This is a genomic window from Kocuria atrinae (assembly GCF_039531425.1).
GTDB classification, from domain to species: domain Bacteria; phylum Actinomycetota; class Actinomycetes; order Actinomycetales; family Micrococcaceae; genus Kocuria; species Kocuria atrinae.
Genome location: NZ_BAAAQA010000033.1, coordinates 32817 through 45645 on the forward strand (window position 1 = coordinate 32817; position 12829 = coordinate 45645).

At 62.9% G+C, this 12829-nt stretch carries 13 protein-coding genes; 2 read left to right on the top strand and 11 right to left on the bottom strand.

All coding sequences use genetic code 11. The features are described 5' to 3' along the window. Window positions 1–19: 19 nt before the first annotated feature. A complete protein-coding gene (locus ABD283_RS12735) occupies window positions 20–1369 on the bottom strand; it encodes a threonine/serine exporter family protein (protein ID WP_344225363.1) in 1350 nt (449 codons plus the stop codon). 251 nt (window positions 1370–1620) lie between these two features. After that, a complete protein-coding gene (gene dnaB / locus ABD283_RS12740) occupies window positions 1621–2973 on the bottom strand; it encodes a replicative DNA helicase (protein ID WP_425552841.1) in 1353 nt (450 codons plus the stop codon). A 253-nt stretch (window positions 2974–3226) separates the two neighbouring features. Here dnaB and ABD283_RS12745 point away from each other — a divergent pair, with 253 nt between their 5' ends. Together ABD283_RS12745 and ABD283_RS12750 are read left to right on the top strand one after the other, a co-directional pair. Then, a complete protein-coding gene (locus ABD283_RS12745) occupies window positions 3227–4663 on the top strand; it encodes a hemolysin family protein (RefSeq protein ID WP_344225364.1) in 1437 nt (478 codons plus the stop codon). Then, window positions 4660–5706, top strand: a complete 1047-nt coding sequence (locus tag ABD283_RS12750) for a hemolysin family protein (protein WP_344225365.1) — start codon at window positions 4660–4662, stop codon at window positions 5704–5706. Before ABD283_RS12745 ends, ABD283_RS12750 begins: the two co-directional genes overlap by 4 nt. Window positions 5707–5803: 97 nt before the next feature. Here ABD283_RS12750 and ABD283_RS12755 read toward each other — a convergent pair whose 3' ends face one another. The 9 genes from ABD283_RS12755 to ABD283_RS12795 form a co-directional block, all read right to left on the bottom strand. Further along, window positions 5804–6115 carry a hypothetical protein gene (locus ABD283_RS12755; RefSeq protein WP_344225366.1) on the bottom strand — a complete coding sequence of 104 codons (312 nt, stop codon included), beginning with the start codon at window positions 6113–6115 and terminating at the stop codon, window positions 5804–5806. 173 nt (window positions 6116–6288) lie between these two features. Then, entirely contained in the window at window positions 6289–6738 is a 450-nt protein-coding gene (rplI, locus tag ABD283_RS12760; RefSeq protein ID WP_344225367.1) for a 50S ribosomal protein L9, read from the bottom strand. Between the two features lie 20 nt (window positions 6739–6758). Beyond that, entirely contained in the window at window positions 6759–6995 is a 237-nt protein-coding gene (rpsR, locus tag ABD283_RS12765) for a 30S ribosomal protein S18 (RefSeq protein WP_016998183.1), read from the bottom strand. Window positions 6996–7060: 65 nt separating this feature from the next. Then, the gene (locus ABD283_RS12770; RefSeq protein WP_344225368.1) at window positions 7061–7738 is read right to left on the bottom strand and encodes a single-stranded DNA-binding protein; all 678 of its coding nucleotides are present in this window, start codon (window positions 7736–7738) and stop codon (window positions 7061–7063) included. A gap of 124 nt (window positions 7739–7862) precedes the next feature. Continuing rightward, on the bottom strand, window positions 7863–8168 hold the full coding sequence (gene rpsF, locus ABD283_RS12775; RefSeq protein WP_016998180.1) for a 30S ribosomal protein S6: 306 nt from the start codon (window positions 8166–8168) through the stop codon (window positions 7863–7865). Between the two features lie 127 nt (window positions 8169–8295). Further along, window positions 8296–8724 (bottom strand): TM2 domain-containing protein, encoded by a 429-nt coding sequence (locus ABD283_RS12780; protein WP_344225369.1) that lies wholly within the window; start codon window positions 8722–8724, stop codon window positions 8296–8298. A gap of 28 nt (window positions 8725–8752) precedes the next feature. Continuing rightward, complete coding sequence (locus tag ABD283_RS12785) at window positions 8753–9889, bottom strand: hypothetical protein (protein ID WP_344225370.1); 1137 nt, start codon at window positions 9887–9889, stop codon at window positions 8753–8755. 89 nt (window positions 9890–9978) lie between these two features. Then, window positions 9979–11238, bottom strand: coding sequence for a glycosyltransferase 87 family protein (locus ABD283_RS12790; RefSeq protein ID WP_344225371.1), 1260 nt, complete (start codon window positions 11236–11238; stop codon window positions 9979–9981). 90 nt (window positions 11239–11328) lie between these two features. Continuing rightward, complete coding sequence (locus tag ABD283_RS12795) at window positions 11329–12756, bottom strand: CCA tRNA nucleotidyltransferase (protein ID WP_344225372.1); 1428 nt, start codon at window positions 12754–12756, stop codon at window positions 11329–11331. Between the last annotated feature and the right edge of the window lie 73 nt (window positions 12757–12829).

The window sequence follows — 12829 nt, forward strand, 5'->3', positions numbered from 1 at the left end:
GCCGCCGGGCCTACCGGTGCTACTGGGTGAACGGTTTGGAGAAGATCGGGACCATGATGTCGCTGAAGTTCTCCTCGTCGGCCATCTCCTTGCGGAAGGCGCGATCCGGGTGATTGTGGGTGAACTGCTTGCGGCGGCTGGCCCACAGGGCCTCAGAAGCAAGGTACTGACCCAGGATGCCGCCCATGGACAGGCAGAACGCGGTGATGGTGGCTTCCAATAATGAATCATTAGCGCCGTCCATACCGAAGATCGTGCCCAGTACGCCCTGGTAGACCAACATTCCGGGGAACAGCGGCAAGAGGACGACCATCAGTGATGCGTTGGACGCCATATTGAGCGAGCGGGTGAGCACAACACACACGGCACCGGCAGCGGTTGATGCGACCAAGATCGCTGCGTAGGAACTGATACCCGCAGTAGCCAGGGAAAGCATCAGGAGCATCACCACTCCCCCGAACAAGCCCAGTGCCGCGAGTTTCCACCCGCGGCCGCCGGATGCGAGGGCGAAGCCAGCCGACACCATCACGGCGCCGAGCACGGACAGGCCCCAGCGGGTTTCATCCATCTCGAGGGTCTCGATGAAGTTCATGTCCTCACCAAAGATCGGCTGCATCAGGTGGATCCCCAGTGTCACGCCAGCCACCAATCCGGCCGTACTCGTGACCACGTCCAAGATGCGGCCCGAGGCCGAGAGATACCAACCGGTGATGACATCGTGCACGGCACCATAAGCGGCGATACCCGCCAACCAGGCAGCAAGGGAGGCAACGATGCAGATCGCGGGCTGCGACGTCGAAAAGAAAAGACCGGAAATGCACGCACCGATGACTGCGGTGAAACCGCCCGCGGCGAGACTGAAGATCGTTGGGGCCTGGGTGCGGGCGACCAGCGCGTAGATCGTATATACGGCAGCGGCAATGAAGGCAGCGCTGATGGTCGAGACGAGCCCGCCTCCCAGAATCAGGGAGAAGCCCACACCGAACATCGCGAAGCCCGTGGCAGTCAATCGATGGCCGATGACACGAGACTTGGCCGTGACTTCTTCCATCTCACGGATGGCTTCTTCGATGGTGAGCCGGCCCAAGATGAATGACTCGAGAACCTCACCGGTCTCGGTGCGCAGACCGATGTCCAGCGTGCCCGGTTCGGATTCGAGTATCCGGGTACTGGGAGCATCGTCGGGCTCTTCCTGGTGACTGATGGTGACCTGGCCCAAGCTGACACTGACCGTCACGTTGGGCATCTCGGTCTTCTGGAAGATCGACAAGAGGGACTTGGTGGTACTGGCAGATCCCGAGCCGCTTCGGATCAAAGCGTCCGCGATCAAAAAGGCGAGTTTATAAGCCGCCTGTTCAGTTGAAAGCATTCGGCCACCCTAGCCTTGCTACTCGAGCGTACGCCAGCGGTGCTAGTCACGACAGATGAGTGTAATCCGCGTCATGGCGGGGATTTTGGGGGCTTGGGTGAGGTTGTTCACGGGAACGGCCGACCCGATACTTCCAGGTGGAGTATGAAGGGAGGCAACTGCAAAATCCTGGCTCGGATTTCGCGTTTGCCTCCCATGAAACTTCAGCTGGTATTTACCTCACGTGTGACTGCGCAAGATACCCATCAGATCTAGAACCCCTCCAACGCCATATTCGCAAACCGCGAGTAGTGGCCCTGGAACGCGACCACGATCGTCTTGGTGGGACCGTTACGGTGCTTCGCCACGATTACGTCCGCCTCACCGGCACGCGGGGACTCCTTGTCGTAGACATCCTCACGGTGCAGCAGGATCACCATGTCCGCGTCCTGCTCAATCGATCCACTTTCGCGCAGGTCACTCACCTGCGGCTTCTTGTCCGTGCGCTGTTCGGAGCCACGGTTCAGCTGGGACAGCGCGATGACTGGCACTTCGAGCTCCTTGGCGAGGAGCTTGAGCGCACGGGAGAACTCGGAGACCTCCTGCTGACGGGATTCGACCTTCTTGCCGGAACTCATGAGCTGCAGGTAGTCGAGGACCACGAGCTTCAAATCGTGCTTTTGCTTCAGGCGCCGGCACTTGGCGCGAATCTCCATGAGCGACATGTTGGGCGAATCGTCGATGAACAGCGGCGCAGAGTCCATCTTGCCCATGATTTGCGCGATCTTGGCCCACTGTTCGTCCTGCAGTGTGCCGGCGCGCAGGTCCTGCATCTGCAGGGTGCCCTCAGCCGCGAGCAGACGCATGGCGATCTCGTTGCGGCTCATTTCCAGCGAGAAGATCACGGACGTCATGTTGTGCTTGATCGACGCCGAGCGCGCAATATCCAGCGCGAACGTCGACTTACCCATGGCAGGACGCGCCGCGATCACGATCATCTGACCGCCCTGGAAACCGTGCGTCAGCTCGTCCAGTTCGATGAATCCGGTGGGCACGCCCTGCATGCCCTCGCGGTTACCGGCCGCCTCGATCTCATCCACGGCGGATTCCATGACCTCGCTGAGCACCACGTAGTCCTCGGACGTACGCCGCTCGGCCACCTGGTAGATCTCACCCTGAGCCTCGTTGACGATGTCATCGACCTCGCCGTCCTGCGAGTACCCCAGCTGCGCGATCTTGGTACCGGCCTCCACCAACCGCCGCAGCACCGCACGCTCGCGCACGATCTCAGCGTAGAAACCCGCATTGGCCGCGGTCGGTACGGACGCGATCAGCGAGTGCAGGTACGCCACGCCACCGATGCGTTCGATCTCACCGCGCTTGGTGAGCTCGTCGCCCACGGTGATTGCATCGGCGGGTTCGCCGCGCCCGTACAGGGAGATCACGGCGTCGTAAACGGATTCGTGCGCCGGCTTGTAGAAATCCACTCCGCGCAGCACTTCCACCACGTCCGCAATGGCGTCCTTGGAGAGCAGCATGCCGCCCAGCACCGACTGCTCCGCCACGTTGTCATGCGGCAGCGAGCGCCCGTACTCCTCGCGCGATCCGGACGTGTATTCCGACACCCTCACTCACTTCCATTCCTCAAAGACTGCGCTCCATTGTCGCACTGTGCCACGACACGGATAACACGCGTTCGCCAAGGGGGACCACGACGCCGCTCACCCCCTGGAAACTCCCGGGTTCCGCCTGTAGATTTGTTCCGTTTTATACCTCGCGGCGCATCGAACGCCGCCCGCACCAAGATACGGAGATCATGAGCGCCCCTAGCGACGCCCCCTGTAAAAGACCCGGTTTTCTGAGTTGTAGCCAGGGGTGGTGGAGCTAGTGGAAGTCGTCTCCATCATCGTCGGACTCGTGCTGATCGCAGCGTGCGGCGCCTTTGTTGCCGCCGAGTTCTCCCTCATCACCGTCAATCGCAATGACGTAGAAGCCGCCGCCAAGACCGGCGACCGCCGTTCCCAGGGTGTGCTGAAGGGCATGAAAACCCTGTCCACCCAGCTCTCCGGAGCCCAGCTGGGCATCACCGTCACCAACCTGGGCATCGGCTTCCTCGCGGAACCCGCCATTGCCGCCCTCATCGTGGGGCCGCTCACCGACGTCGGCCTGTCACCCGTCGCTGCCCGCTCCACCTCCATCACGCTTGCGCTGGTGCTGGCCACCGGCCTGACCATGATCTTCGGCGAACTGGTACCCAAGAACCTTGCCATTGCCAAGCCCCTGGCCACCGCGAAGGCAGTGGTCGGATTTCAGCGCGGCTTCACCAAGGTGCTGGGCTGGCCCATCCGCCTGTTCAACAACAACGCCAACAAGATCGTGCGCGCGTTGGGCGTGGAACCACAAGAGGAACTGGCCTCAACGCGCTCCCCCGAGGAACTCGCCGGGCTGGTCCGCCATTCCGCCAATCAGGGCGCACTGGCCTCCCAGACCGCGGAGCTGGTTGAGCGCTCGTTCGCGTTCGGTGACCGCCGCGCGCACGACGTGATGACCCCGCGCGGTCAAATGGTCACCCTCTCCCCGAACAACACCGTGCGGGATCTGCTGCGAGAGTCCAAGGCCACCGGTTTCTCCCGCTTCCCGGTGCTGCACGACGACAAGGAACACGTTCTGGGCCAGGTGCACGTACGCCAGGCCCTGGCCGTGCCCTACGCCCAGCGTGAGTCCGTGACGGTGGACCAGATCATGGGCGAGGCCCGCTTTGTCCCGGACACCGTGGAACTCGATGACCTCATGGACGTCCTGCGCACCGGTGCCCTGCAGATGACGCTGCTCGTGGACGAGTTCGGTGACATCGCCGGACTGGTCACGCTGGAGGACCTCGTGGAGGAACTCGTGGGTGAGGTGCGAGACGAGCACGATCCCCAGGACGAGCCCCACGCCGAACAGCACGACGACGTCTGGACCTTCTCCGCCGCCCTGCGCCCGGACGAAGCCAGCCAACACCTGGGTGTCACGGTCCCCGAACACGAGGACTACGAAACCCTGGCCGGCCTCATCAACCTGGACCTGGGCCGCCTGGCCGAGGTCGGTGACACCGTAACGGTCGAATCCGATCCGGAACCCGGCGAGGATCCCGCGCTCATCACGTTCGAGGTCATCGATCTGGACGAGCACCGCATCACCGAACTGACCGCCCGCGTGAGCGAGCTGCCATCGGAGGATGAGACCAAGCCCGAGGACCAGGAGCACACCGCGAAGGCCACCGACCACCGCGAGGCCCTCAGCGGCGTCGTCGACCAGGAGGAGAACCGATGAGCGACCTCGCCGGACTGCTGCTCACCGTGGTGCTGCTGGCAGGCAACGCATTTTTCGTGGGCGCGGAATTCGCCCTGATCTCCGCGCGCCGCACCGTGATCGAACCCAAGGCACTCGAGGGGAAGTGGGCCGCCAAGGTCACCCTCAAGGCCATGGAGAACGTCTCCCTCATGATGGCCGGCGCGCAGCTGGGCATCACCATTTGCACCCTGGCGCTCGGCGCGATCAGTGAACCGGCCATCGCGCACCTGCTCGAGGTGCCTTTCGCCGCGATCGGCGTGCCCGAGTCGCTACAGCACCCGATTGCCTTCGCGATCGCGCTGTCCATGGTCACCTACTTGCACGTGGTGATCGGCGAGATGGTTCCCAAGAACATCGCGCTGGCCACCCCCGAACGCAGCGCGCTGGTCCTCGGACCCATCCTGGTGGGCGTGGTCACCGTGCTGCGCCCGCTGCTGTGGGCCATGAACGGAATCGGCAACCTCATCCTGCGCCTGATGCGCATCCAGCCCAAGAACGAGGTCACCTCGGTCTTCACCCGTGACGAGGTGGCCGCCCTGGTCGCCGAATCACGCCACGGCGGGCTGCTGGAAGCCAACGACGAGCGCCTGCTCCTGGGCGCCCTGACCTTCGAGGAACGCAGCGTCAACGGCATCCTGATCCCCATGAGCAAGGTGACGTGCCTGCCCTCCGGCGTGACCACGGCGCAGGCCGAGATCATCGCCGCGGACAGTTACTCGCGCTTCCCGATGCTCGCCCGCGACGGCTCGCTCGCCGGGTACGTGCACATCAAGGACCTCATCGAGGAGGACGACGCCGCTCGCGACCTTCCCATCGAGGCCTCCCAGGTGCGCGCGCTGCCCCGCATCGACGCGGACATGCCGCTGCGTCAGGCGCTGACCATCATGCAGAACTCGGGCGCCCACCTGGGCGCCGTGATCTCACCGGACGGTCATGTGGACGGCATCGTGACGCTCGAGGACATGCTCGAGGAGCTGGTGGGTCAGATTCGCGACGACAGCCGCATGATTCGCGAGGCTTAACGAAACACGCTGTCCACGGGTTGTGGAAAACCTGTGGACAGCGTGTGGAACACGCCGTGCAAACTTGTGCACGGATTGTGGATGGATCTGTGGATAACTAGAGCACGGTGGCCATCAGCCCAAGCCAAAGTAGGGGCGAGAACACCAGCGAAAGTACCAACAGGATAATGAATCTCCCTCTGAGCAGGGGAAAAGCAACCAGCCCGGCAATGCTTAGTACCGCTGCGACGATTGACGCGATCACGCTGATGATCAGCCCGACCACCAACACGAACACGGCCCCTTGGGGGTCCAGGGAATTGCCCATGGCAAAACTCCCGGCAAAGGCCGCCACAGCCAGGCCAAGGCAGCCCAGTCCAACCCAGTAGAGCTGGGACCCGGTGAGTCCCCTGTGTGCCTTGATCTCCATACTGAGCATCATCACATGTAACCCCCTGGATCGTTCGGTCGTGACACTTGGGAAAGTCATAAGTGCTGGTCAGAGCGTGCAAACGCACAAAAAGTGCCCCGCAGGCCAATGGCCTACGGGGCACTTCTCAATGACATTCCAGAGACACCCGCGAGGGTGCCCACGGGATGAAATCAGGCGGGGACAACCTCGAACTCAACGTTCGCGTTGACCTCTTCGTGCAGACGAACCACGGCCTGGTACACGCCGGTGGTCTTGATGCGCTGGGTGAGCTCGACACGACGCTTGTCGATGAAGCCCAGACCCGAAGCCTCAACGGCCTTCGCAACGTCTTCAGCGCGCACGGTGCCGAACAAGCGGCCCTCTGCACCGGACTTGACCGGAACGGTCAAGGTGGTGGAGGTCAGCTTGGCAGCCAGAGCCTGTGCGTCTTCGAGGGAAGCCAGGTCACGAGCGGCACGTGCCTTCTTGATGGATTCGATCTGCTTTTCAGCGCCACGGCTCCAGGGGGTTGCGAAGCCGCGCGGGAAGAGGAAGTTACGGGCGTAGCCGTTCTTCACGTCAACCACGTCACCGGCGGAACCCAGCCCGGAAACCTCGTGGGTCAGAATGATCTTTGCCATAGATTCTCAGTCCTCTCTGATCAGCGGCCGGCGCCGGAGTAGGGCAGCAAAGCAACTTCACGAGCGTTCTTGATCGCCAAAGCGATCTTGCGCTGCTCCTGAACGGACACGCCGGTCACGCGGCGTGCACGGATCTTGCCGCGGTCGGAGATGAACTTGCGAAGCAGAGCGACGTCCTTGTAATCGATCTCAGTGACGCCAGCCGCCTTGAGCGGGTTCTGCTTTGGTTTCGGCTTACGAATTTCAGCCTTGGCCATCGTGGTGCTCCTTTTCGGATGCGGAGCCCGCAGGCGTACCTGCGGGATGGGTTGGATAAGTGTGTCTAGAAGGGGGGCTCGTCTTCGGAATCGGTACCCCAGTCGTAATTACCACCGGAGGACTGACCCCAAGGATCATTGCCCTGTTGCGGACGCTGCTGCTGACCACCGCCGCGGTTTGCACCGGGGTTACCCCCGCCAAAACCGCCTTGCTGGTTGCCGCCACCGGCGCCACCGAAGTTGCCGCCCTGGTTCCCACCAAAGCCGCCACCCTGTTGGCCGCCGCCGAATCCGGAGTCGCCCCCGAATCCGCCACCGCCGCCGGTGTTACCGAAGCTCTGGTTGCCGCCGTAGGAGTTGCCTCCCTGGCCGCCACCGCGTGAGTTCCGGTTGACCTTGGCGGTTGCGTACCGCATGGAAGGGCCGATTTCGTCGACTTCCAGCTCGTGGCTGGTGCGACGCTCCCCTTCCTTGGTCTCGTAAGAGCGTGCCTTGAGCCGGCCCTGAACAATCACGCGAGTGCCCTTGGTCAGGGACTCGGCCACGTTCTCTGCGGCTTCACGCCAGACCGAGCAGCGCAAGAACAGGGTTTCCTGGTCTTTCCACTCGTTGGACTGCCGATCGAAGGCACGCGGGGTAGACGCAATCGTGAAATTGGCCACGGCGGCTCCGGACGGAGTGAAACGCAGTTCGGGGTCGGCGGTCAGATTGCCGATCAGTGTAATGACGGTATCGCCAGCCATGTGAACCTCCGGTATCTGTGGACGCTGGATGCGAGACGTTGTGGGTTTTGAAGCATCTCACGGGGAACCCGTAAGGGCCTTGGGTAAGACGCCCTGTGCAGCCCTGACGGACCGCACAGTCAACTCACTTGGCTTCGATCTTCTGTTCTTCAGGACGGATGATCTTGGTGCGCATCACAGCTTCGTTCAGGCCCAGGACACGGTCCAGTTCCTGAGCGGTGTGCGGTTCAGCGGTGAAGTTCACAACGGCGTAGATGCCCTCGGACTTCTTCTGGATCTCGTAGGCCAAGCGACGACGGCCCCAGATGTCGACGTTGTCGACGGTGCCGTTCTCCTTGGTGACTACCTCGAGGAACTTCTTGAGGGTCGGCTCAACGGCGCGCTCCTCGACCTCGGGGTTGAGGATCACCATCAATTCGTATTCACGCATGTAAAGAACCCACCTCCTTCGGGCTAAGCGGCTGCGGTCCTTCCGCAGCAGGAGGTTCTGTGCGTTTGTCGGTACCGATCGCGTATCGAACGGCACACAGACTTGCCGAGTTTACTACAACTGCGGCTCAGTAGCCATTGACCCGGCGGGTCAGCCGCGCATTGAGCTGCGCAACCCGCAACGGGATGATGAACAGGTCGATGATCATGAGCAGTCCCCACAAAGCCAGGATGAACCAGCCGATGATGATCGGGGTGGTCAACGAACCGATTGCGGCCAGCAGCAGGTAGAAGATTCCCTGGAACGGCTGCTGGAGGTAGAACTTGTGCACACCCAACCAGCCCAGGAGGAACCACAGCACGTAGGACAGCAGTGCGGACTTGCCACCCACCACGTTGACCACGGGTGGCCCTTGACGGGGCTGGCCCCACTGGGACGCTCCGGGGTTCTGTTGGAAACCGCGCTGCTGGTACCCGTTCTGCTGGTATCCACCGCCGCGAGCGCCGTCGCGCGGGGGAAGCGGTTGAGGTTTGTAATATTCCGGCTCTTGGGCCACGGTGGCTCCCTCCTCGACTACCTCAAGTTTACGAGGGGTCGAAGGCTTGTTCGGTATCGGTCAGCGCTCGGCGCAATTGCACATCCGTGGTGATGTCGTTGCCGCTCGAGTGCGCGGTGACATCCAACCCGAACTCCACACGTTCGGTCTTGGTGCGGCCATCTTCTCGGAAGGTCACCTTGGCCACCGCGGGGCGGTAGCGCTGGGCGTGAAACGTCAGGGGGTCGTTGTCCTCCGGCTGCAGCACCAGGGCCGGCCGCTTCTCCAGTTCCCACTTCACGTCCGTCACGCCATCCGGCAAGTCATCGGGTTGGGCGGTTTCTGATGTCGACGCCGCTCCCTCGACCCACGAGCTGGGCGCGGGGCATGCGTCGAGGTCCAGGCGGCGGCCTCCCTCGCAGTTCTTTATGACCACGCCGATCTCCCGGTCAACGGTCTCCCACATGCGCGGAGAGGGCCCGAAGTCGAGTTCGAGCGATAGTGCCTGTGGGTCGCTGATATTTATGCCCCCTACAGCATGTTTACTGGCCAACAGGTAGGAATCCTCCGGCATCGCCACGTCATAGCTGCCCGGCAGGGCTTCGAACTGCCACGTACGGGCGGGGGTGTCATCCGAAGCGCGCAACGCGGCGGCGTCGGGACGTACCGTCTGACCGTTCACAGACAGGGCATCCACCGCGGCTGGCAGCTTGACACCCACCATCACGTCGTCCACGTCATTGAGCTGCCAGGTGTCATTGAGGAATCCCGTGGAGACCAACTTGTCCACCGTGTAGGTCACGCGATGGGTCTGGCCGTCACCCATGCGCACGTCCACTTCCACGTCCGCCTGTGTGCCGCGTTCTGAGACCGAGATGATCTCGTGCCCTACCGGGCGTTCATGCGAATTGCGGTATACGGAGTTGGGAAGGACCTGCACGGTGGGGTCGCTGTTAATAATGCTCAGGGGGGCCAGCACCTGGCGGGCGCTGCCACGCTCCAACTGACTGAGGTACGCGTCCACGGGAGACTGCGGGTCGCGGGAGACCAAGAAGTAATTGATCACGGTGCTCCACAGCAAGACAACCACCACCACGCCCGCGAGGATCAATAACAGCGGCTTGCGCAAAGAGCGCCACGAGGGCGGCTGCCAGTTGATGACCGGGCGGGACTTCTGGTTCTCCATGACTCTTTCCGAGGGGCAGTAATAAGTAGGGTGACTTTATGATCTCACGGAACACACGCGTTACTTAACAGCCGATCACGTCGGCCGGTTCACTTGAGCGCTGAGACCCCGAGAGCCAATGCCTTGCGTCCGCGGAACATGTCGATCACCACGGCCACCACGAAGTAGATGAGGAACAGGTAGCGGATGACCGCCAGGATGTCCTGGGGTGCCCAACCGAACTGTTCGATCCAGGGCAGAGTGGGCCAGGCAGCGGCCGGCAGCACCACGGTGGCCCAGTAGAGGACCTCGACCGCTTGCCACAGTCCGAATTCGATCCAGTTGCGGCGGCACAGGATCACCAGCGGCACCAGCCACAGCACGTAGTTGAGCGAGTAGTCCTTGGCGAGCAGCACGTACAGGGCCAGGAGCAAGAACATCACCTGCACCACGGAGGGTTCCCGGCGGCTCAGTAGCGAGATCAGCAGCACGAACACGAGCCCCAGGACCATGGTCAGCAGCACGAACTGACCCACGCTTCCACCGTCCAAGGCCACGCCGGTGCGCGGTTCGATGGTGTCGTTCCATACGTTCCAGAACGAGGACTGCTCGGTATTGGAATCCACCAGGTTGTTGAACTGCGCCCGCCACTGGTCCCACGCGGTGAGCATGTAGGTGCCGTTGATCAGGATCCAGGCGATCGCGGCGCAAATGAGCGCGCTGATGAAGTCCTTGATGAAGCGGTGGCGGGCGGCCATGATCAGGATGGCCAGCAGTACCACCACGGGGAAGAACGCCACAGAGGCACCGAAGCCCACCATGAAACCGGCGAGCGCCGGGTTTCCGCGCACGTAGCCGAGCAGCGCGAGCATCATGAAGAGCACGGCCCACAGGTCCCAGGTCTGGAAGCCCACGAGCACCACCACCGGCGCGAGGGCCATGACCAGGGCATCGGATTTGCGTGAGCCGCTCAGCGAGGACACCACGGCCACGATGGCCAGCCACACGAGCGCCAAAAGAATGAGGGAGAGGTCCAGGTAGATGCCCTGGTCCACGTCGATGCCCAGCAGGGAGGAGAGGTTGGAGGCGAACCACCCGATGATGGTGGTGATCATTCCCACCAGGACCGGCTGGTCCCCGGTGGGCCCGCCGGTGAAGAAGCCGTTGACCACGTCCGTGGAGCGCACGCCCATGTCCCCTGTGCCGATCACGGTCGCGCACAGCTCGGGAACGTCCTCGGCGAGGTTCCAGTTGGGCACTCGGCACGGCACGCGCAGCAGGTACGCCATCATGACCGTGTAGAGGCCCAGGCCGAGCAGCAGCAGGCCGGAATTACCGCCGCCGCGCTTCTTGGCGCCTTCCATGCTCATGCGCGAACTCCTCCGGTGGACACAGGGACGGCATCAGTCTTCCACGGCCCCGGCCCGTTCGCCGCTCGTGGCGCGATCCAGCCCCACAATTTACGACGCCGCGCCGATCCCCTTGGACTTGGCCCACTCGATGAGCCGCTCGCGAGCGACGTCCTCACCCACGGCACCCTCGTCCAGGCGCATTTCGAGCAGGAACTTGTAGGCCCTACCCACCTCGGGCCCCGGTCCGATGCCCAGGATCTCCATGATCTGCTGACCGTCCAGTTCGGGACGCACGGCCTCGAGCTGTTCCTGTTCACGCAACTCGGCGATGCGTCGTTCGAGGTCGTCGTAGGCGTTGGCCAGTCGCGTGGCCTTGCGCTTATTACGAGTGGTGACGTCCGAGCGGGTGAGTCGGTGCAGTCGCTCCAACTGGTCACCGGCATCGCGCACGTACCGGCGCACGGCGGAGTCCGTCCATCCCGCATCGCCATATCCGTAGAAACGCATATGTAGTTCGACCAGGCGCGTGACCTTCTTGATGGTGTCGTTGTCGAAGCGCAGCGCCTTCATTCGCTTACGGGTGAGCTTGGCACCCACCAGTTCGTGGTGACGGAAGCTGACCGCGCCGCTGGGTTCGAAGCGACGGGTGGCCGGCTTACCCACGTCATGCATGAGTGCCGCAAAGCGCAGGGCGAAGTCAGGGGCGGGCACGGGGCCGTCAGCATCCGTTTCCTTCTCCGCGGCCTGTTCCATAACCGTGAGGGAATGTTGGTAGACGTCCTTGTGGTGATGCGCTTCATCCGTCTCGAGCTTGAGCGCGGGAACCTCGGGGAGCACGATGTCTGCCAGGCCGGTGTCCGTCATGAGTTCAATGCCGCGGCGGGGGTAGGCCCCGCACACGAGCTTGACCAGTTCTTCGCGCACTCGCTCCGCGGAGACGATCTCGAGGCGCTGCGCCATGGCCGTCATGGCCTCGCGCACGGGCTCGGCCACGTCCAGACCCAACTGGGCGCTGAAACGAGCGGCGCGCATCATGCGCAGGGGGTCGTCCGTGAAGGAGTCCTCGGGGGTGCCCGGGGTGCGCAGCACACCGGCGCGCAGGTCATTAATACCGCCGAACGGATCCACGAGCTCCAGATCCGGCAACCGCAGGGCCATGGCGTTGACGGTGAAGTCGCGGCGTCGTAAATCCTCGGTGAGGTCGTCCCCGAAGGCGACCATCGGCTTACGTGAATCGGGGTCGTAGGCCTCGGCCCGGTAGGTGGTGACCTCCAACTGCAGGCCGGCCTTGCGCATGCCGATGGTCCCGAAGTCCTTACCGATCTCCCAGTGCGCGTCCGCCCACTTCTTGATGACCGCGAGTGTCTGGTCCGGGGTGGCATCCGTGGTGAAGTCCAGGTCCAGAGCATCCCTATTCAGGAAGAGGTCCCGCACGGGCCCACCCACCAGGGACAACTCATGTCCGGCGTTGGCAAAAAGCCGCCCCAACTCAAGGGAAACGGGGTGCAGGGAAGAAGTATCGAGGAGCTGCGTCATGATGGCCGTAATTGTCTCATTTCTTCCGTGGTCGCCCGGCCCACCGATTCCCGGGTCAGGGAGTGCCCGGGGA

Coding starts and splice junctions, on each gene's coding strand:
- ABD283_RS12735 (WP_344225363.1), bottom strand. CDS start 1,369: ATGCTTTCAACTGAACAGGCGGCTTATAAACTCGCCTTTTTGATCGCG.
- ABD283_RS12750 (WP_344225365.1), top strand. CDS start 4,660: ATGAGCGACCTCGCCGGACTGCTGCTCACCGTGGTGCTGCTGGCAGGC.
- ABD283_RS12755 (WP_344225366.1), bottom strand. CDS start 6,115: ATGGAGATCAAGGCACACAGGGGACTCACCGGGTCCCAGCTCTACTGG.
- rplI (WP_344225367.1), bottom strand. CDS start 6,738: ATGGCAAAGATCATTCTGACCCACGAGGTTTCCGGGCTGGGTTCCGCC.
- rpsR (WP_016998183.1), bottom strand. CDS start 6,995: ATGGCCAAGGCTGAAATTCGTAAGCCGAAACCAAAGCAGAACCCGCTC.
- ABD283_RS12770 (WP_344225368.1), bottom strand. CDS start 7,738: ATGGCTGGCGATACCGTCATTACACTGATCGGCAATCTGACCGCCGAC.
- rpsF (WP_016998180.1), bottom strand. CDS start 8,168: ATGCGTGAATACGAATTGATGGTGATCCTCAACCCCGAGGTCGAGGAG.
- ABD283_RS12785 (WP_344225370.1), bottom strand. CDS start 9,889: ATGGAGAACCAGAAGTCCCGCCCGGTCATCAACTGGCAGCCGCCCTCG.
- ABD283_RS12790 (WP_344225371.1), bottom strand. CDS start 11,238: ATGAGCATGGAAGGCGCCAAGAAGCGCGGCGGCGGTAATTCCGGCCTG.
- ABD283_RS12795 (WP_344225372.1), bottom strand. CDS start 12,756: ATGACGCAGCTCCTCGATACTTCTTCCCTGCACCCCGTTTCCCTTGAG.